The 18719-nt window shown below is 69.2% G+C and carries 18 protein-coding genes; 12 read left to right on the forward strand and 6 right to left on the reverse strand.

Annotated features, from left to right (window positions below; genetic code table 11):
• Nucleotides 1–33 precede the first annotated feature (33 nt).
• A complete protein-coding gene (locus N8I84_RS02640; protein WP_263227811.1) occupies nucleotides 34–1104 on the forward strand; it encodes a LacI family DNA-binding transcriptional regulator in 1071 nt (356 codons plus the stop codon).
• A gap of 235 nt (nucleotides 1105–1339) precedes the next feature.
• Here the strand turns inward: N8I84_RS02640 and N8I84_RS02645 are convergent, their stop codons facing one another.
• Nucleotides 1340–2314 (reverse strand): helix-turn-helix transcriptional regulator, encoded by a 975-nt coding sequence (locus N8I84_RS02645; RefSeq protein ID WP_263227812.1) that lies wholly within the window; start codon nucleotides 2312–2314, stop codon nucleotides 1340–1342.
• A 96-nt stretch (nucleotides 2315–2410) separates the two neighbouring features.
• Between N8I84_RS02645 and N8I84_RS02650 the strand changes: the two genes are divergently transcribed.
• The 6 genes from N8I84_RS02650 (at nucleotide 2411) to N8I84_RS02675 (ending at nucleotide 7584) form a co-directional block, all read left to right on the forward strand.
• Complete coding sequence (locus N8I84_RS02650) at nucleotides 2411–3808, forward strand: DHA2 family efflux MFS transporter permease subunit (protein ID WP_263227814.1); 1398 nt, start codon at nucleotides 2411–2413, stop codon at nucleotides 3806–3808.
• A 310-nt stretch (nucleotides 3809–4118) separates the two neighbouring features.
• Nucleotides 4119–4298 (forward strand): carboxymuconolactone decarboxylase family protein, encoded by a 180-nt coding sequence (locus tag N8I84_RS02655; protein WP_263227815.1) that lies wholly within the window; start codon nucleotides 4119–4121, stop codon nucleotides 4296–4298.
• An 80-nt stretch (nucleotides 4299–4378) separates the two neighbouring features.
• Nucleotides 4379–4777 (forward strand): (R)-mandelonitrile lyase, encoded by a 399-nt coding sequence (locus N8I84_RS02660; protein WP_263227817.1) that lies wholly within the window; start codon nucleotides 4379–4381, stop codon nucleotides 4775–4777.
• 38 nt (nucleotides 4778–4815) lie between these two features.
• Nucleotides 4816–5832 (forward strand): zinc-dependent alcohol dehydrogenase family protein, encoded by a 1017-nt coding sequence (locus tag N8I84_RS02665; protein WP_263227818.1) that lies wholly within the window; start codon nucleotides 4816–4818, stop codon nucleotides 5830–5832.
• A gap of 352 nt (nucleotides 5833–6184) precedes the next feature.
• Entirely contained in the window at nucleotides 6185–6706 is a 522-nt protein-coding gene (locus N8I84_RS02670; RefSeq protein ID WP_263227819.1) for a fibronectin type III-like domain-contianing protein, read from the forward strand.
• A gap of 341 nt (nucleotides 6707–7047) precedes the next feature.
• Nucleotides 7048–7584, forward strand: coding sequence for a GNAT family N-acetyltransferase (locus N8I84_RS02675; RefSeq protein WP_263234632.1), 537 nt, complete (start codon nucleotides 7048–7050; stop codon nucleotides 7582–7584).
• 371 nt (nucleotides 7585–7955) lie between these two features.
• Here N8I84_RS02675 and N8I84_RS02680 read toward each other — a convergent pair whose 3' ends face one another.
• Nucleotides 7956–8549 (reverse strand): CGNR zinc finger domain-containing protein, encoded by a 594-nt coding sequence (locus tag N8I84_RS02680; RefSeq protein ID WP_390898833.1) that lies wholly within the window; start codon nucleotides 8547–8549, stop codon nucleotides 7956–7958.
• 91 nt (nucleotides 8550–8640) lie between these two features.
• Here N8I84_RS02680 and N8I84_RS02685 point away from each other — a divergent pair, with 91 nt between their 5' ends.
• From N8I84_RS02685 to N8I84_RS02705, 5 genes are all read left to right on the forward strand, one after another.
• Nucleotides 8641–9432, forward strand: a complete 792-nt coding sequence (locus N8I84_RS02685) for an MBL fold metallo-hydrolase (RefSeq protein ID WP_263227822.1) — start codon at nucleotides 8641–8643, stop codon at nucleotides 9430–9432.
• 366 nt (nucleotides 9433–9798) lie between these two features.
• Entirely contained in the window at nucleotides 9799–10404 is a 606-nt protein-coding gene (locus N8I84_RS02690) for an ABC transporter ATP-binding protein (protein ID WP_263227824.1), read from the forward strand.
• Nucleotides 10401–11243 (forward strand): ABC transporter permease, encoded by an 843-nt coding sequence (locus N8I84_RS02695; RefSeq protein ID WP_263227825.1) that lies wholly within the window; start codon nucleotides 10401–10403, stop codon nucleotides 11241–11243. The genes N8I84_RS02690 and N8I84_RS02695 overlap by 4 nt, the downstream gene beginning before the upstream one ends.
• A gap of 115 nt (nucleotides 11244–11358) precedes the next feature.
• Entirely contained in the window at nucleotides 11359–12255 is an 897-nt protein-coding gene (locus N8I84_RS02700; protein WP_263227826.1) for a phytoene/squalene synthase family protein, read from the forward strand.
• A gap of 18 nt (nucleotides 12256–12273) precedes the next feature.
• Nucleotides 12274–13248, forward strand: a complete 975-nt coding sequence (locus N8I84_RS02705) for a polyprenyl synthetase family protein (protein WP_263227827.1) — start codon at nucleotides 12274–12276, stop codon at nucleotides 13246–13248.
• 204 nt (nucleotides 13249–13452) lie between these two features.
• Here N8I84_RS02705 and N8I84_RS02710 read toward each other — a convergent pair whose 3' ends face one another.
• The 4 genes from N8I84_RS02710 to N8I84_RS02725 all read right to left on the reverse strand — a co-directional run bounded on the left by N8I84_RS02710 (nucleotide 13453) and on the right by N8I84_RS02725 (nucleotide 18501).
• Complete coding sequence (locus N8I84_RS02710; RefSeq protein ID WP_263227829.1) at nucleotides 13453–15081, reverse strand: glycoside hydrolase family 13 protein; 1629 nt, start codon at nucleotides 15079–15081, stop codon at nucleotides 13453–13455.
• A 109-nt stretch (nucleotides 15082–15190) separates the two neighbouring features.
• On the reverse strand, nucleotides 15191–16123 hold the full coding sequence (locus tag N8I84_RS02715) for a carbohydrate ABC transporter permease (RefSeq protein WP_263227830.1): 933 nt from the start codon (nucleotides 16121–16123) through the stop codon (nucleotides 15191–15193).
• The gene (locus N8I84_RS02720) at nucleotides 16120–17100 is read right to left on the reverse strand and encodes a carbohydrate ABC transporter permease (RefSeq protein WP_263227832.1); all 981 of its coding nucleotides are present in this window, start codon (nucleotides 17098–17100) and stop codon (nucleotides 16120–16122) included. Before N8I84_RS02720 ends, N8I84_RS02715 begins: the two co-directional genes overlap by 4 nt.
• A 105-nt stretch (nucleotides 17101–17205) precedes the next feature.
• Nucleotides 17206–18501: an ABC transporter substrate-binding protein gene (locus N8I84_RS02725; protein WP_263227833.1), complete on the reverse strand. Its 1296-nt coding sequence runs from the start codon at nucleotides 18499–18501 to the stop codon at nucleotides 17206–17208.
• Nucleotides 18502–18719 lie beyond the last annotated feature (218 nt).

Here is an 18719-nt window from a genome sequence, read left to right on the forward strand (position 1 = left end):
CGACCGGCCTGATCGTCCGAAAGGATCAGCAGGGTGAAGCGTTCCGTCGCACGTAGCCGAACGACGCTCACGGGCATCGCCGAGGCGGCGGGAGTCTCCGTGGCCACCGTCTCGAAAGTCGTCAACGGCCACAGCGACGTGTCCCCCAAGACCCGAGCGCGCATCGAGCGGTTGCTGGTCAAGCACGAGTACGTCGCGCGCGGCCCCAGGGGGGCGCAGTCGCCCGTACGGACGGTGGACCTCACCTTCGATCAGCTGGTCAACCCCAACAACCTGGTGATCATCCAGGGCGTCACGGAAGCCGCCGCTGAGGCGGGCGTGGACGTGGTGATCGGCACCGCGCCCGACGACCCGCTCGGCGCGGCGTGGACTCGGAAGATCACCAACGCTGGGCGAGAGGGCGTCCTCCTGGTCACCTCCGAACTGACCCCGCAACAGCGGACGCAGTTCGCGCGGGCCGAAATCCCACTGGTGCTGATCGATCCGATGAACGTGCCCGACGAGTCGGTGCCGAGCATCGGGGCGACCAACTTCAGCGGCGGCATGTCCGCCACAGAACACCTGCTGAAGCTCGGCCACCGCAGGATCGCGATGATCGAGGGACGGCACGACGCCGTATGCAACACCGCACGCCTGCACGGCTACCAGGCCGCACTCAGCGGCGCCGGCATCACACCCGACCCCCGGCTCGTCAAGCACGGCGGCTTCCGCTTCCAACCCGCCCACCAGGCCGCCCTCGACCTGTTCGCCCTGGAGGACCCGCCGACCGCCGTCTTCGCCGGCAACGATCTGGAGGCGTTCGGCGTCATCGAGGCCGCCCGTGTGCACGGCCTGCGGGTACCCGACGACGTCAGCGTGGTCGGCTTCGACGACACTGCGGCCGCCGGCACCTCCGCTCCTCCCCTGACCACCATCCGTCAGCCCTTCGTCGAGATGGGCCGTGCCGCGCTGCGCACTCTGCTCCGGCTCGCCGCGCACGAACCCCTCGACAGCCACCGGGTCGAGCTGGCCACCCAGCTCGTGGTTCGGGCCTCGACCGCCCCGGCGCCCACCCGCTCTCAACCGCACACCCCGCGCTCCTTAATCTCAAGGGACGTCCCGTGACGACGCTTCGGGCCGATCCGGCCCGCGCGCAAGGAGTGGGTCGAGGCCCTGCTCGCCGAGATGCCCCTCTCTTCGCCCGTGACCGCGTCCCACACAGGCACCATGGCGTCCCGGCCGCTGGTGACGGCAACCGGCCTGCGGTCCAGCACGGCCGTCGCCACCGCCGAAACCTGATCGGTGTGGCCCGTCACCGGGTCGCCGAGGTCGACGACGAGTTGAGATGCGGATGGCTTCCTCAGGACGGGCTGCCGGCAGCTGTCGGGCTCGGCACCTCCACGGGAGCCGGGATGTGCCGTTGCAGCCGGTGGAACGCGGGGGCGTGCGGCGCTGTGGGGGCGAGGGTGTAGGTGACGATGGTCAGGCCGGGGTCGGCTGGGATTTCCAAGGCGTCGTAGTCGAGGTCGAGGTCGCCGACGGCGGGGTGATGGAAGTGCTGTTGGCCGCTGCGGTAGTACTCGACGTCGTGCGCGTCCCAGCGGGCAGCGAACTCATCGCTGTGGGCGGCGAGTTCGTCGATGAGATCGGCGAGGTCGGTGTTGCCGGGCGTGCGGGCGGCTTCGGTGCGCAGGCTTCCGACGGCGTCGTGGGCGATGCCGTTCCAGTCGCGGTAGAAGCGGCGTGCCCGCGCGTCGAGGAAGACGAAGCGGGCCAGGTTGGGCGGCTGCTCGTTGGTGTCGAGTGCCTCTTCGTACAGGGTGCGGGCGAGCTGGTTGGTGGCGAGGACGTCGAGGTGGGCGTTGCGGACGAAGGCGGCGGCGCCGGTCATGGCGTCCAGGACCTGCTGGACGCTGTCGCGCACGTGCGAGGCGCCGCCGTCGCGGTCGTCGGCACGGTGGGGGGCGTTCGCGGCGCGAACGAGGGCGGCCAGGTGGGCGCGTTCGACGTCGTCGAGCTGGAGTGCGCCGGCGAGGCTGTCGAGGATCTCCTCGGAGACGCCGCCCACGTTGCCGCGCTCGATGCGGGTGTAGTACTCGACGCTGATCGCGGCGAGCTGAGCGACTTCTGAACGGCGCAGCCCGCTGACCTGACGCCGCCCGCCGAAGTCGGGAAGGCCGGCCTGTTGCGGGGTGATGCGGGCACGGCGGCTGGTGAGGAAGGTGCGGATGTCCTCGCGGACGGTGTCGGTCGGCACGACCTCAGCGTAGGACACACCCTGCCGCGCAGCACACAAACGCCTGAGGAGGGGCCCTGCCAGTACCCCTCCTGACAAGGACTCCCAGGTCAGACGGCATTAGTGGTTCCGTGGACGTCCGACCGGGCCGGCGAGCCCGCTACCTGCCCCTCCACGGAAGGAACCTCCACCGTCATGCCTCTCACCGCTTCCTCGCGCCGGTCGTCGGAGGCGGGCACGCCCGGGACGGACCGGCACGCCACGGCGACGCCGGCGGCCGCCGTCCTCGGCTTCTTCATGATCACCCTGGACGCGACGATCGTGAACGTCGCCCTGCCCTCGATCCGTGACGCGCTCGGCGGCGGGATCACCGGCCTGGCGTGGGTGGTCGACGCCTACACGCTGATGTTCGCCGCCCTGCTGCTGTCGGCCGGTGCCCTCTCGGACCGGATTGGCGCTCGCAAGGCGTTCGCCGGCGGCCTGACTCTCTTCGTCACCGCATCCGTGGCGTGCGGGCTGGCCCCGTCGCTGCCGGTGCTGATCGCCGCGCGCATGGTGCAGGGCATCGGCGCGGCCGTCACCATGCCGACCTCCATGGCGCTGGTGCGCCAGGCGTTCCCCGACCTGGCCCGCCGGGCACGCGCGGTGGGCGTGTGGGCGATGGGCGGTGCCATCGCCGCCGCTGCCGGCCCGGTGCTCGGCGGTCTGCTGAGCCTGGCCTCCTGGCGGATGATCTTCTGGATCAACCTGCCGGTCGGCCTCCTCACCCTGGCACTGCTGTCCCGTACGCCGCACTCGCCGACCCGTCCGGCGCCGTTCGACTGGATCGGGCAGATCACTGCTGTCCTGGCGATGGGCGGTCTCACCTTCGGGGCGATCGAGGCGGGCGACGTCGGTTTCACCGCGCCGCGGGTGTCGGCCTCGCTCGGCATCGCGGTCGTCTCGCTGGCCTCGTTCATCACGGCACAGGCGAAGGTTGCCCATCCGATGGTGCCGCTCGCCCTGTTCCGCTCCGTGACTGTGGTCGTCGCCACTGGCATCGGGTTCGCATTCATGGTCGGCTTCTACGGACTGCCGTTCCTGTTCTCGCTGTACTTCCAGCAACAGCACGGCCTGTCCGCGCTGGGCGCCGGAATCGCGTTCCTGCCGATGATGCTGCTCAGCGCCTGCCTGACGCCGTTTGCCACCCGGATCGCCGAGCGCACCGGCCCGCGTGTGCCGGTCGTCGCCGGGCTGATCCTGATCGTCGGCGGTTCCATCGCCCTCGCGGCGGTATCCGCTTCCACGCCGGTGTGGGCGAGCGCGCTGCTGCTGATCCCCGTCGGCCTGTCCGGGCCGCTGGTGATGCCCGCGACCACCGCCCTGCTCCTGGAGCACGTACCCGCCGAGCAGACCGGCACCGCCAGCGGGGTGTTCAACACCAGCCGGCAGATCGGCGGGGCCCTGGCCGTGGCCGTCTTCGGCGCCCTGATCTCCGCCCGGGCCGGCTTCCAGCACGGGCTGCGCATCAGTCTCGCCCTGGCAGCCGCCATCACCCTCCTCGCGGCCCTGGCCGCCCCCCGCATGGGCACCGCCCGGCGTGGCAACGGGTAATCGCCAGGAACCGCGCAGGAAGACATGTGCGACAAGGCCGGCTTCGTCATCGGCCACGCGCCGGCCGTCGACGGCGGCTACACCATCCAGTAACCCCCAACCGGCCACCCGCCACACCCCTCTGTCCGGCGACATGGCGGGGCCCCGACCGCAAGGGAGCAATGATGTCCGGCAACGACCAGCCCTCGGGCGCAGCCAAGACGTTCGGCGACTTCGCCCCGCAGCTGGCGCACTTCACCGACGACGTCCTGTTCGGCGAGGTGGGGAAGCGCGCCGACCTCGCCGCCCGCGACCCCGCTCGCTCATTACGGTGGCGAACCTGGTCACCAGCGGCAGCGCCGACAGGCTGCGCCGTCACCCGGGTCGTGCCAAGGACAACGGGGCCAGCGAGGCCGAGCTGATCGAGGCCATCACTCACCTCACGTTCTGCACCGGCCGACCCTGCGCCATGACCGCCGTGGCCGTGACCAAGGACCTCTTCCGCGGCTGACCCGCCCGGTCGGCGCGATCCGATGAACCGGCCGCGCACCTGCGTGGCCCGCAACACCCGTACGAGCAAGGAGTCACCTGATGGAACTGCTGAAGCGTCCCGCCACCCTCAAGCTGCCGGAGAACATGTTCACCGGTGACGCCTGGGCCGATGTCATCTACCGCGGCGAAGAGCCGTCGAGGACGCGGGCGAACGCCGTGCACTTCGCGCCCGGGGCCCGTACGGCCTGGCACTCGCACAGCCTCGGCCAGACACTCTACGTCGTCGAGGGCATCGCTCTGATCCAGTCCCGCGGCGGCAAGATCCTCGAAGCCCACCCGGGCCAGGTCATCTGGACCCCTCCGGGCGAGGAACACTGGCACGGCGCCGCCCCGGGCCACTTCATGACCCACATCGCCCTGTGGGAAGGCGACGACGTCACCTGGCTCGACCACGTCACCGACGCCGAATACGCCGGCCCCCGCACCCGTGGCCTCTGACCCACCCCCACACCGAACACCCGCAAGGAGCAACCCGCATGCGTGCAGCAGTCCTGTACGGACCGAAGGACGTTCGCGTCGAGGAGCGCGCCATCCCGAAGATCCTCAAACCCACCGACGCCGTGATCCGCACCTTCGCGACCTGCGTGTGCGGCTCCGACCTGTGGGACTACCGCGGCATCAACCCCGCCAAGGACCCGGCCCCCGTCGGCCACGAGTACGTCGGCATCGTCGAGGAAGTCGGCGCCCAGGTCACGACCGTGCGGGCGGGCCAGTTCGTCGTCGGCTCCTTCTTCGCCTCCGACGGCACCTGCCCCAACTGCGTCAACGGCTACCCCAGCAACTGCCTCAACCGTGAGTTCGTCGGCGGCTGCCAGGCCGAGTACGTCCGTATTCCGCTCGCAGACGGCACCCTGGTCGCCACCCCCGACCTGCCCACGGACACACAGGTGCCCGACCTGCTGGCCTGCTCCGACGTCATGGGTACCGGCTGGTGGGCCGCCGTCGCCGCCGGTGTGCGGCCGGGCGACACGGTCGCCGTCGTCGGCGACGGCGCCATCGGCCTGTCGGCGGTGTTGGCCGCCCGGGAACTCGGTGCCGGACGCATCATCGCCATGTCCCGCCACGAGTCCCGTCAGAAGCTGGCCGCCGAGTTCGGCGCCACGGACGTCGTCACCGAACGCGGCGACGAGGGTGTGGCCCGCATCAAGGACCTGACCGGCGGCATCGGCGCCGACCGCGTCCTGGAATGCGTCGGCACCCAGCAGGCCACGCAGCAGGCCCTGAACTCCACCCGGCCCGGCGGCGGTGTCGGCATCACCGGCGTCCCCCACGGTGTCCAGATCGACGGCGCGGAGTTGTTCTACTCCCACGTCGCCGTGCAGGGAGGCCCTGCCCCCGTGCGCCGCTTCCTGCCCGACCTCATCGACCGTGTCATGACCGGCCGCATCAACCCCGGCCGGGTCTTCGACCTGACCCTGCCCCTCGACCAGGCCGCCGAGGGCTACCAGGCCATGGACGAACGTCGCGCGATCAAGACGCTTCTGCGTCCCTGAGCCGTCGTTCGTGTCGTTGCTTCGCGCGGTGGAGCCGGACCCCGGTCCGGCTCCACCGCGCCGGTCGGAGAGGCCCGGACACCGAGCGAGACCGACGCTTGGGCGATACGACCGCGAAAGAAGTCACAGGGAAGGAGGGAAAGAGGATGAGGACAAAGCGAGTTGCACCGCGAGCCGACGCCCTGCCGACTGCTTCGCTGAGAGCGTCGACGTCGCCGTCCGCTACCCCTTCGGTCACGGCCTGAGCTACACCTCCTTCACCCACTCCGACTTCCGCGTCACCGCCACCGGCCCGGACACCGCCACGGTCGGTGTCACGGTCACCAACACCGGCGACCGCTTCGGCAAACAGGTGGTGCAGATCTACGTCACCGCGCCCCGGCGACCGGTCAGCAGCCCGGCACGGGAACTGCGCGGCTTCACCAAGGTGGCGCTCGCCCCCGGCGAGAGCACCACCGTGGAACTCACCCTCGACCGCCGCGCCTTCGCCTACTGGGATGTCACCCGCGACGACTGGACCGTGGCGCCCGGTCGGTACCGGATCCAGCTCGGCGGCAACGCGCACGGCATCGCCGCGAGCGCCGTCCTCGACCTGCCCGGGGACAAGCTCGTGCGGCCTCTCACGCTCGATTCACCGATCGGTGACTGGTTCGGGCACCCGGTCGTCGGCCCCGCACTCACCGCCTGGCTTGTGTCCGGGCTGACCGCGGAGGAGGCCAGGGCGGCGCAGGAGGGGAACGACGAAGCACTGCGACTTCTGCCCTCCATGGCGATGCGTCAGTTCCCCGTGTTCCTTCCCCGGCGGCTTCCGCAGAAACTGCTGGAAGGGCCCATGCGGATGAGCTCGGCGTCCCCCGACCCGGCCGACGCCTGATCCGGCGCCCGCTGTCACATCCCGGGCACCACAAACCGCGGCCCGCTGTGCCCTGACACACAGCGGGCCGTGTGAACCCGACGCAGCAGCTCACGCGCCGTCCGGGGCCGAGGGCGACTCGCGGACCACGGCAGGCGTAGCGGGTGATCGCCGGGACGCCGGCCGGCGGTCCGTCAGCGTAGGTGGCGGCGGCCTTCGCCCCGGTGACCCGATGTCGACGATGCCGGACCAGCTCTGACCAGCGGCGATAGCGAACTGCAAGTGGAGTACCAGGGCGTGTATCGAAAGTGTCTGGTGAGATGACGGGCAGCCCGTTTTTGAACCAGAATGATCGGGTGGTCATGCTTGAGACTCCCCGATTGATCCTGCGTCGCTGGCGCGAGGAAGACGTTGCGCCCATGGCTGCCGTCCATGCCGACCCGGAGGTCATGCGGTGGATCCGTGACGGCAGCGTCCGTGACGAACAGCAGACTCGCTGCGGGATCCAGGCATGGGAGAGCGAGTGGGAGTCACAGGGCTTCGGCCTGTTCGCCGTGGAGATCCGGTCCACCGGCGAGCTTGCCGGGTTCACCGGCCTTTCGGTGCCCGACTTCTTGCCAGAGGTACTGCCGGCGGTTGAGGTCGGCTGGCGGCTGGGACGTTCCCACTGGGGGCAGGGCTTGGCCACCGAGGCCGCTGTGGCCGCTGTACGGTTCGGGTTCGAAGAGCGGGGGCTGGACCGGATCGTCAGCATCGCTCAAGTGGGCAACGACGCCTCCGAACGAATCATGACCAAACTGGGGATGCATCCGGTCCGTGAGACCGTCAACCCCACCTGCGGTCGGCGAGTACGGGTGTTCGAGTTGTCATCGGACCAGTACGTCACAACCACTCGTTGATGGCGGCATGATTCGGCGGTGAGGCGGGTCTTGGTGCAGAGGCCACCCGGTCGCCGGCGTCCGGTGATGGTTACGCGTCCGCTTGCCGCCGCCGGACTTGCGGCCGGGTCCGGCGGGTTGAACGCACAGGTCGCGCTCGTCGTCGGGCCCCGCCCCGCCAGGCTTCCGCCATGGCGCGGCTGAGCTCTCACACAGCGGACATCACCGATCCGCACGTACGCGCGAAAGTACCTGCATCGGCGGGTAATTGCCGCTACTGCCGGCGCTGGCTTTGTTCGCGGGATCGGACGGCAGCCGTTCAGCGCCTTGAACAGCAGCGAGTGTGGGCGCTGTTCGATTTACCAGTGATGATCGCCGCGTGGGCTGCGGTGTCATTGTGAAGCGCTGCGGCGGGCGTAGGCGCGCGCGGCGCGGGCGCGGTCGCCGCAGCGGGTGGAGCACCAGTGGCGGCGGCCGTGGCGGAGAAGGTAGCGGGTGCAGGGGGTGGAACCGCATGCGGTGAGGCGCTCGGCGTCGGGCGAGGTGAGGAGGTCAGCGGCGTCGGCGGCGAGGGCGGCCAGGGCGTGGTCCACGATGGCGGTGGTGGGATGAGGGGTGCTGCGGTAGGGGCCGGTCTTGTCGTCCCACTGCAGCAAAGGGGCCGTGGGGACGCGGGTCATCGCGTCGTTGATGGCCGTGACGGCGGCGGGGAGGGCGGGAAGGCCTGCGGCGCGGGAGGCGAACAGCGACCTGATCTGTTCGCGAAGCGAGCGCAGCTGCGTCGCGCACATTTCCCGCATGCCGGCGTCGACCGGGGCGAGGCCGCGTTCCGTCAGCCAGTGATTCGCCTGCGCGGGAGTGCCCAGCAGATCGACGGTGAGCCCGCCGGGCAGCGCGATCGCGCTGTTGGCGAGGGCGAGGGAGATGTGCTCTTCCTCGCCCTGTGCGGGCGGCAGGGTGGGCTGTTCGATCACGCGTGCCTTCACTTTCCTCATGGTACGGCTTGCGGGTATCCGTGAGAAGCAGCTACGGTCCTCTCACGGTTCACCCGAATCTATCCGTGAGGCGTTGGGTGTCATGTCATCTCTTCCCGCAACGACCGACCAGTTCCCCGTCCGTGTTTCCGGCGGCCCGACCGCACTCTTCGAGTACGGCGGCCTGCGATTCTTGACCGATCCGACCTTCGACGGCCCCGGCGACTACGGCCGGCCCGGCCGCCCGGTCCTGACCAAGACCGCCCCCTCCGTCACCACTCCCACCGACCTCGGCCGCATCGACGTCGTCCTGCTCTCGCACGACGAGCACGCGGACAACCTGGACAACTCCGGCCGGGCCCTGCTCGCCGACATTCCCCTCACCTTGACCACGCCCGGCGGCGGCGAGCGTCTGGGGGACAAGGCCAAGGGCCTGGCCGACTGGCAGTCCATCGAAGTGAACCGCCCCGATGGCGGCACGATCACCGTGACGGGTGTCCCCGCCATCCACGGCCCCGGCCCCCGCGAGGAGGTCGAGCCGATCACCGGCCAGGTCGTCGGCTTCGTCCTGACCGGAGAGGGCCTGCCCACCGTCTACGTCAGCGGCGACAACGCCTCGCTCGACGCGGTCCGGGAAATCGCCGACCGCTTCGCCCCGGTCGACACCGCCATCCTCTTCGCCGGCGCTCCCCGCTTCCCCGTCCTCTTCGACAACCAGCCGATCGTCCTGGACAGTGCTCAGGCCGCCGAGGCCACTGAGATCCTCGGCGCCCGCCGGGTGGTCCCCGTCCACTACGACAGCTGGGCCCACTTCACCGAGGGCCGCGATGAACTGGTGGCCGCCTTCACCGTCGCCGGCCTGGCCGATCGCCTGGATTGGGGCAGGTGGAACTGACCTTTGGCGCTCAAAGCGCCAGCGAAAGCGGCGAGGCCTCCTGCACCGCCCACCCCCGGGGCCCGGCCGATCGCCGGGCCCCACCATGAACAGACCACAACCGTGTAGCGCACACCCGCGGCCGAGCAACCCGGGCGCAGCAGCGACGGCCGCCGAGACGGCGACCGTCCGAACCTGCCACTCGCCAACGCCATTCCGTCACGTCTCGGCTCAGCTCTCGGCCATGTTTACGGCGCGGCCTTCACTCGTGCGGGTCATCCAGCGGCTTCAGCTGCACTTTTGATCGTATGTGATGTCTAACCTGGCCGTGACGGCGAGTGGTCGGCAGCGAGTGCTTGGCACGGTCTACGGACCCGGGGGGGTGCGGTGGAAGTCAGGGATGTGCGTCATGCGTACGGTCGTCGTGAGGTTCTCCGAGGGTTGGACCTTGATCTGCGGCCCGGTGTGCTGGCCGGGATCGTCGGGGAGAACGGTGCGGGCAAATCGACGCTGTTGAAGATCTTGTCCGGCGAGCTGCGCCCGCAGCGTGGCACGGTCCGTCATGGCGGCGGTTTCGGCTACTGCCCGCAGGACGTGGTGGTCAACGACGCTCTGACCGTGCGTCAGCATCTGGAGTTCTTCCGCGTCGCCCGGGGGCTGCCGGATCTGCGACACGCAGGAGAGGTGATGGAGGCGCTGCGATTATCGGAGTACGCCGATGAACGCGCCGGTCGCCTCAGTGGCGGGACCCGGCAGAAGCTGAACCTGACCCTGGCGCTGATGCATGACCCGCAGGTGCTGCTGCTGGACGAGCCCTACCAGGGTTTCGACTGGGACACCTACCAGCGCTTCTGGGACCTGGCGGCACGGTTGCGCGATGCGGGCCGCTCAGTCCTAGTCGTCTCGCATCTGGCCTATGACGCCGAACGCCTGGACGAGTTGTGGCGGCTTCAGGGCGGCGTCCTGTATCCCGCAACGGCGGTGCCGGCGTGAGGCGACACCTGCGTCTGTTCGTCACAGCAGCCCGCTTCGACCTGGTCGAGCATGCCCGCAACAGACTCGCCATGGTCCTGGTCGCCCTGTTCATACCTGTCTGGATCAGCCTGGCTTACGCCGTCATCCCCAGTCGGCCCGTGGCCTTCAAGCTGCGCGCGACTGGCCGGCTCCTGACACCGGCAGGCAACCAGATCACGCAGATCACCGGTGCCATCAACGCCGTCACCCTGATCACCGGGTTCATGATGTTCGCCGTCACGTTCAACGGCGGACGCTTCGACCGCCGCCTGGCCATGGCCGGCTACCCCCGCATCCACCTCATCCTGGCCAAGACCACCTCCCTGACCCTGGCTTCCGGCGCCATCGCCACCTATGCCACCGCGGTGATCTGCGCTGCCTGGAGCCCGCGCCAGCCCGTACAGCTCGCCGCAGCCCTGTTCTGCGGAGCGATGACCTACGGGGCGCTCGGTGTCGTCTTCGGCTCCCTGCTGCGCCGGGAGGTGGAGGGCATGTTCGCCCTGGTCATGACCAGCATCGTCGATGTCGGCCTGCAAAACCCCCTGGCCAGCAGCGGCACCGGGAGCGCGGCCGTGCAATTCCTGCCCACCTACGGCACCATGCAGGCCGCCACCGCCGCAGGCTTCACTCATAAACCCCTGCCCGGCGATCTGGCCGTCCAGATCCTGTGGTTCGCCGGCGCCGCACTCCTCGGCCTGCTCGCCTTCCACCGCCGCACCAAAGACGCCCTGAGCGCAAGACCACCCTTGCGTCTGCCGTGGCCCTTCAGGCCCCGCCGACCTGGGCGCCCGGCCCGAGCCACGTCGACGCCCCGCTGAGCGACACCCCGGTGCGACGACTCACGAGGGGCCCTACGACGGACGCGTCGCGCCCTCGTCGCGGAGCGAAGCCCCGGCCCCGTGAAGGAGCCGATCGAGCAGAAAGAGTTCACAGATGCTGGTAAGGCGATGGCTGGACGCGGCGGGTATCACTGATCCCGTCCTTCGGCACTGCTACACGGTGTGCGCGCGCGAGGTATCGGCTCTCGGCGGAGGGCGCGGCCGCTGGAGTGCGCTGCGCGCCGCGCCCGCATCGGCACGGCCTCACACGGCGGCGCTGATGGCACACGGATGCCGTGCCGATGCCTGTGCAGACACCGGTCCGGCGCAGGGCCGTCAGCGTCGGCTCGCCGAATTCGCGCACGCCACCTGGTCAGCGTTCGCCGCCGGCGGCTCCCGCAATCCCGTCTTGCACGCCACAGTGCACACCTACCGAAGCCTCGGAATGCCACTGTCACTGATCGAAGACATGTTCACCGCGATGCGGCGCGACGTCGACTTCCGCGACTTCGCCACCTACGCGGAACTGCGCCAGTGGGCCACGCAGATGACCGGCAGCCCCATGTACGGGGTCACCTGGGCCATGGCCGGCACCGAACTGACCGAAGCGCAACCGCTGGTGCATGAATTCGCCGAACTCTGCCAGCTGACCGACGTGCTGTGCGACCTGTCGGAGGACCTCGACGACGGCCGCCTCTACCTCCCTCTCGAGGACCTCGACCAGTTCGCGGTGCGGCCCGAGGACGTCAAGGCCAAACGGTGGACACCGCCCATGGCCGATCTCATCGCGTTCGAGGCCGCGCGCGTCACCGACCGGCTGCCCGCCCTGGCCGCTGAACTGGACCACACCCCCGTCAGCCCCTTCACCCGCGCACTGGTCGAGCTTTGCACGCTGCACGTGGCCGGCGTGCTGTCCGCAGGTCAGGACGTGCTGCACCGGCCGGTCCAGCCACCCATGGGCGACTTCCTCGACGTGTGGCGTCCCGTCATGCGCACCGTCATCCCCTGCTGACCATTGGAGGGACGTGTCATGTCCGTAGCCGTGACCTCAGCCGACGGCACGCACATTCCGCTCGTGGAAGCCGAGTTACTGCGCTGGGTGGGCAGCGGCGACAGCCTGCTGGAGGGGGCGTGCCTGGACGCCCTGTTCCCCCCGGGCAAACTCCTTCGCCCCGTGCTGTGCATGGAGTCGGCCAAAGCCGTCGGCGGCACCGTCGACCAGGTGCTGGCTTTCGCGGCCGGCATCGAATGCCTGCACGTCGCCAGCCTCGTCCACGACGACATCGTCGACCAGGACCCGGTTCGCCGCGGACGGGCCTCCACCGCCGAGCAGTACGGCCTCGCCGAAGCCCTGATAGCAGGCGACGGACTGTCGATGGCCGGAATGGCGGCCATGCTCAGCGACGGCCCTGCCGAGCGTGTGCTGCAAGCAGCACGGGTAACTGTCGACGCCCTGCGACACATGTGTCGTGGGATTATGCGCGAGACCGAAATCCGGGGCGACCTGACCTGCGGAGTGCCGACCGTCCTGAACATCATGCGAGACAAGACCGCCGCACTGACCGGCGTCGCCTGCCAGGCCGGGGCGATCCTGGCCGGGGCGACCCATGAGCAGCACCAGGCGCTGCGCCGGTACGGAGAACAGCTCGGCATGGCCTTCCAGATCCGTGACGACCTGCTCCCCTACACCGCCGAGGATCAGGTCACCGGCAAGACAGCCACCAGCGATGTCGCCAACCTGCAGCCCACTCTGCCCGTCCTGCTCGCCTACGATGCCGCGGACGAGGCCGACCGCAACCTCCTGACCACCGTATTCCGCGGCGGCACCGACCCCGTCACCGCACACAGGGACATCCTCGCCGTGCTGACACGCACCGACGCTCTCAACAAGGCGGCCCGAATGGCTTCCTCCTGCGCCGAACAGGCACGCGCCGAACTCACCGGGCTGCCGGACTCCACTCGGCTCGCGGAACTGGCCACATCAGCAGCCGACCGCCAGCGCTGACAGCGCGCCTGTCAGCCAGGGCTCAGCGAGGCCCCCTCGACGTCTACTGCCGCAACCGCCTCCCAACAGCCGTCGTCAGCGGCCCACCACCCCCACCTGCCCTCACCGGCATTCGGGTGGGTGGTGGGGGTGGCGAGGCAGGCTGACCCGCGATCCGGCCGAGGGCGCGGGCGGCTAACGGCTGGCGGCTGATCACAGGTTCCGTCAGTCCCGGCGCAACCAGACCGTGGTGTCGGAAGGCAGCAGCCCGTCCTTGTCGAGCGGTCCTGATGCGATGAGGGGGCTGCATGCCTCGGGGAGACGGACCGATCGGTGGGAAAGATTGACGGCGCACAGCAGGCCGTGGCCGCGTTCGAAGAGGAGCGTGCCCTGCGGGCCGTCCAGCCAGCGGAACTCCTCACCGCTCAGGCCGGCGTGGGCGCGGCGCAGGCTCAGGGCGGACCGGTAGAGGTGAAGCATGGAGGCGGGGTCGGCCTGGTTGGCTTCGGCGGTGTACGCCTTCCAGTCCCGGGGCTGCGGGAGCCAGGGGGTGGATCCGGGCGGACCGAAGCCGAAGGGCGGGGTGTCGCCGCTCCAGGGCAGGGGGACACGGCAGCCGTCGCGGCCTCGGAGGGTGTGGCCGGAGCGTTCCCAGGTGGGGTCCTGCAGGACCTCTTCGGGGAGGTCCTCGACTTCGTAGAGCCCCAGTTCCTCGCCCTGGTAGATGTACGCGCCGCCGGGGAGAGCGAGCATGAGGAGGGCGGCTGCGCGAGCGCGGCGGGTGCCGAGGGCGAGGTCGGTGGGCTGGTGCCGGTTGCGCAGGGGCGCGGTCACGCCGGTGTATGCGCGGCCGTAGCGGGTGACGTGACGGGTTTCGTCATGGTTGGACAGCACCCAGGTGGCGGGGGCACCGACGGCGGCGAGGTCGCTCATGCTGCGATCGATGACCTCACGCAACTCGTCCGCTTCCAGGGGGCACTTGAGGAAGTCGAAGTTGAAGGCCGTGTGGAGTTCGTCAGGGCGGAGGTAGTCGGCAAGGCGGCCTGGGCGGACGTGAGCCTCCGCCACGAAGAGTCGGCGGCCTGCGTAGCTGTCTGCGATGGCGCGCCAGCTGCGGAAGATGCCATGGATTCCGTCGCGGTCCCAGTGCGGGTGGTCCTGGCCCTCCTCGGCCAGGACGCGGAACTCCGGCAGACCGAGGTCGGGCAGGGCGGGGTCCTTGACCATGCCGTGGGCGACGTCGATGCGGAAGCCGTCGACACCGAGGTCGAACCAGAAGCGCAGAATCGATTCGAACACGGCGCGGACCTCCGGGTTGTCCCAGTTCAGGTCGGGCTGTTCGGGGGCGAACAGGTGCAGATACCACTGGCCGTCCGGGGTGCGGCTCCATGCGGGCCCGCCGAAGGCCGCGTGCCAGTCGTTCGGGGGCAGGGAGCCGTCCTCGCCCTGCCCGTCACGGAAGACGTAGCGCTCCCGCTCGGGCGAGCCCGGGGCCGCGGCGAGTGCCTGCTGGAACCAGACATGCTGGTCCGAGGTGTGGTTGGGCACGATGTCCAGGATGACGCGCAGGCCCAGGTCGTGGGCTTCGGTGATCAGCCGCTCGGCGTCGTCGAGCGTGCCGAAGGCCGGGTGGATGTCGCGGTAGTCGGCCACGTCGTAGCCGCCGTCGGCCAGCGGGGACGGGTACCAGGGGTTGATCCAGATCGCGTCGACGCCGAGGTCGGCCAGGTAGGGCAGGCGGGAACGGAGGCCGGCGATGTCACCGACTCCGTCGCCGTCACCGTCGGCGAAGCTGCGTATGTAGACCTGGTAGATCACGGCGGAGCGCCACGACCCGTCGCTCGGGTTGCTCACCTTGTCGGTTCCTGACTGTGCGGAGTACGTCGTCGGGGGTGGAGGACTGCGTCAGCGTCGTGCGTGGCTCCCGGGGCCCTCCGTAGGGTGCCGGGAGTCGCGGCTCGTCTCAGCCCTTGACGGCTCCGCTGGTGAGGCCGCGGACGAAGTACCGCTGCAGGGTCAGGAACACCAGGATCGGGACGAGCATGGAGAACAGGCCGCCGGCCGTGACGAGTTCCCAGCCCGTGCCCTGCTGTCCCAGCAGGCCGTTGGTCGCGATGGTGATCGGCTGCTTGTCGCCCGGGCCCACGAAGATCAGGGCGACGAGCAGGTCGTTCCAGACCCACAGGAACTGGAAGATCGCGAAGGACGCCAGTGCGGGAGCCGACATCGGCAGGATCAGCCGGTAGAAGGTCTGGAAGTGGCTCGCGCCGTCGATCTTGGCGGACTCGACGACGTCCTTGGGCAGGGTCGCCATGTAGTTGCGCAGGATGTAGACGGCCAGCGACATGCCGAAGCCGATGTGGGCGAGCCAGGCGGCCGGGAAGGTGCCGTTGAGGTGGACGGATGCGTAGAGCTTGATGATGGGGACGAAGGCGACGTAGTTCGGGACGACGAGCAGGCTCACGATGACGATGAAGAGGACGTCGCGTCCCTTGAACGTCATGAACGTGAAGGCGTAGGCGGCGAAGGCGGCGATGAGGATCGGCAGGAACACCGCCGGGAGCGTGATGGCCAGGCTGTTGAAGAAGGCCGACCCGAGATCGCCCTGCTCGATGGCCTTGGCGTAGTTGCCGGTGGTCAGGTCGGCGAGTCCGCCAGGGTGGGCGAACAGGGTCCACCAACCGCTGGAGTTCGCGGCGTCGACGGTACGGAACGACGTGACGACGACCCCGAGGGTGGGCACGATCCACAGGGCGCACACGAACAGCACGCTCAGCCTGACCGGGAGCGGGCTGCGCCTGCCGCTCCTCCTGCCGGGGGGCGCCTGGGCGCCTCGCCGCGGGCGGAATCGGCGCGGGGTCGCCGGGGTGATCGTCGGGGTGGTCTGGGTGGTCATGCCGACTCCTCCGCCCTGAAGTGGCGAATCTGGTAGATCATGATCGGCACGATGGCGATGAGCAGCATGACGACGATCGCCGATGCGTAGCCGTAGTTGTAGTTGGTGTAGAGCTGGTTGAAGAACTCCAGGCCGACGACGTTGGTGTTGAAGGCCCCGTTGGTCATCACGTAGATCACGTCGAAGATCTTCATGACGGTGATGAGGATGGTGACGAAGACCGTGATGACCGTCCCGCGGATCTGCGGGATGATGATGCGCCAGAAGATCCGCAGTTCGCCGGCGCCGTCCAGGCGGGCCGCTTCGAGGGTCTCCGCGGGGACGCCCTTGATGGCCGCGGACAGCAGCACCATGGAGAAGCCGGTCTGTCCCCACAGCAGCATGACCATGAGCAGCAGGCTGTTGGCGTGCAGGGTGCTCTGCTGGAGCCAGGGGATCGGGTCGTGGCCGAAGGCGGTGACGATGCCGTTGAGCAGGCCGGTCTGCGGCTGGCCCGCGGGCTGGGCGGCGTACATGAAGCGCCACACCGTGGCCGAGCCCACGGCGCTGATGGCCATGGGCATGAAGACGACGGTCTTGGCCGCCTTCTCGGCCCTGGGTGTCAGTCGGTCGGCGAGTGTGGCGACGAGCAGGCCCACCACGATGCAGGCGGCCGGAACGACGACGATCCACAGCAGTGTGTTGAGCAGGGTCTGCCGGAAGGCCGGCGTTCCGAGGAGCTTGCCGAAGTTGTCGAGGCCGACGAAGCGTGAGCCGTCGCTGCTCTTGAAGCTGTTGATGATGGTGATGACGGTCGGGTACACCAGGTACACCCCGATCGCCGCGACCGCCGGCGCGACGTAGAAATAGGGCTTGATCCGGTTCTCCCAGCGGCCCGGCAGGGCCTCGGCGAGCTTGTTGAGGGCCCAGTAGACGACCAGGGCGGCGGCGATGCCCGCCAGTACCGTGAGGATCGTCGAGAGTACTTGGCTGACCACGGCGGTCCCTTTCCTCGAACGTGAGTCGTTGTCGGTCGGTTCGGTGGGCGCCGCGGGCGGGCGGGACTGCAACTCGCCCGCCGCGGCGGCCCTTCCGCGTGGTGGTCAGCCGGCGGGCCAGCTGGCGTCTATGTTCTTCAGGGCGGTGTCCAGCGACTCCTGGCCGGAGATCCAGGCCGTCATGTCCTTCCAGAAGGTCCCTGAGCCGACCGCGGACGGCATCGCGTCGGACCCGTCGAAGGCGAACCCGGTGGAGTCGTAGGCGACCTTGGCGATCGACTGCGTCGTCTTCAGCGGGTAGTTGCCGAGCGGGAAGTCCTTGTGCGGGGAGATGAAGGAGGAGCCGTTCTTCGCGGCGGTGGTGCCGAGGTCGGTGGCCGCGAGCAGCTTCATGACCTTGCGGGCGGACGGGCTGTCCTTGTAGATGGAGGCCGTGTCGCCGCCGCCCTCGACGGGGTTCTCGCCGCCGGTCGTGGCCGGGGGCAGGCCGAAGACGCCGACTTCGGAGTCCAGGTTCTTCTGGACGGACTTGGGGAAGAAGCCGGTGATGAAGCTGCCCTGCTGGTACATGTAGCAACCGGGCTTGCTGTTGAACATCGGGTTGCCTGCGGTCCCGAAGGCGTTGCTGGCGATCGACTTCCGGCCGCCGAGCACGTTGCCGTCGGTGAAGGCGATCTTCTGGAACTGGGCGGCGGCCTGGCGGACCAGCGGCGAGTCGAACTTGATCTTGTGTGAGATCCAGTCGTTGTACTTGGCGACGCCGCCGTACTTGAGGATCAGGTTCTCGAACCAGTCGGTGGCGGGCCAGCCCGTCGCCGTGCCGGACTCGATGCCCAGGCACCAGGGCGTCTTCCCGTCGGACTTGATCTTCTCCGTGAGGGCGTTGAGCTCTTCGAGGGTCTTCGGGGCGGTGTAACCCGCCGCCTCGAACGCCTTCTTCGGGTAGAAGACCAGGCCCTTGACGTTCATGCTGACCATCAGGCCGTAGATCTTGCCGTTCACCTTGGCGACGTCCAATGTGCCCGCCGTCATGCTCTTCTGGAGCGCCGGGAGATCGAGGACGTCGTCCAGCGGAGTGATCTTGCCCTTGGCCGCGAGGTCCTTGATGATGCCCGGCTGCGGCATCAGGGCGATGTCTGGGGCGTCGTCGGCCTGCACCTTCTGCACGATGATCTGGTTGAGGTTGTCGACCTTGCGCCACTGGACGGTGATCCCCTGCGCCTTGGCGCGGGGGTCGAGCTGGGCCTTGAGACCGTCGATGACCGGCTGGTCCATGCTCGTCCAGATGGTGATGGTCTTCGTGTCGCCCGCACCGCTGCCGGAGCCGGACGAGCAACCGGTGGCGAGCAGTGCGAGCGCACTGAGCGTGCTCACGCCGACAACAAGCTTCCGCCTGGACATGCGTTCCTCCTTGGCCGGTGACCGCTCGGCGGTGAAGCCGCCGTCGCGCACCTGAGGTGACCTCGCCTGCCGGGGCGGGTCTTGCACCAGGCCACCGCGGCGGGTTACTAATTCGGGTTAGTGGCCCGAAAGCTAGCCGCCCCCCGTTTCTCGCGTCAAGAACTTGTTACAAGGGAGTTATCGGTGGATGTCCGCACGTATCGGCGGGACCGGCCCGA

Source organism: Streptomyces cynarae (genome assembly GCF_025642135.1).
In the GTDB taxonomy this organism is placed as follows: domain Bacteria; phylum Actinomycetota; class Actinomycetes; order Streptomycetales; family Streptomycetaceae; genus Streptomyces; species Streptomyces cynarae.

Bases quoted from the DNA above. Each gene is read 5' to 3' on its own strand.
- N8I84_RS02650 (WP_263227814.1), top strand. From the start codon at position 2,411: ATGCCTCTCACCGCTTCCTCGCGCCGGTCGTCGGAGGCGGGCACGCCC.
- N8I84_RS02660 (WP_263227817.1), top strand. From the start codon at position 4,379: ATGGAACTGCTGAAGCGTCCCGCCACCCTCAAGCTGCCGGAGAACATG.
- N8I84_RS02665 (WP_263227818.1), top strand. From the start codon at position 4,816: ATGCGTGCAGCAGTCCTGTACGGACCGAAGGACGTTCGCGTCGAGGAG.
- N8I84_RS02675 (WP_263234632.1), top strand. From the start codon at position 7,048: ATGCTTGAGACTCCCCGATTGATCCTGCGTCGCTGGCGCGAGGAAGAC.
- N8I84_RS02685 (WP_263227822.1), top strand. From the start codon at position 8,641: ATGTCATCTCTTCCCGCAACGACCGACCAGTTCCCCGTCCGTGTTTCC.
- N8I84_RS02700 (WP_263227826.1), top strand. From the start codon at position 11,359: ATGCTGGTAAGGCGATGGCTGGACGCGGCGGGTATCACTGATCCCGTC.
- N8I84_RS02705 (WP_263227827.1), top strand. From the start codon at position 12,274: ATGTCCGTAGCCGTGACCTCAGCCGACGGCACGCACATTCCGCTCGTG.
- N8I84_RS02715 (WP_263227830.1), bottom strand. From the start codon at position 16,123: ATGACCACCCAGACCACCCCGACGATCACCCCGGCGACCCCGCGCCGA.
- N8I84_RS02725 (WP_263227833.1), bottom strand. From the start codon at position 18,501: ATGTCCAGGCGGAAGCTTGTTGTCGGCGTGAGCACGCTCAGTGCGCTC.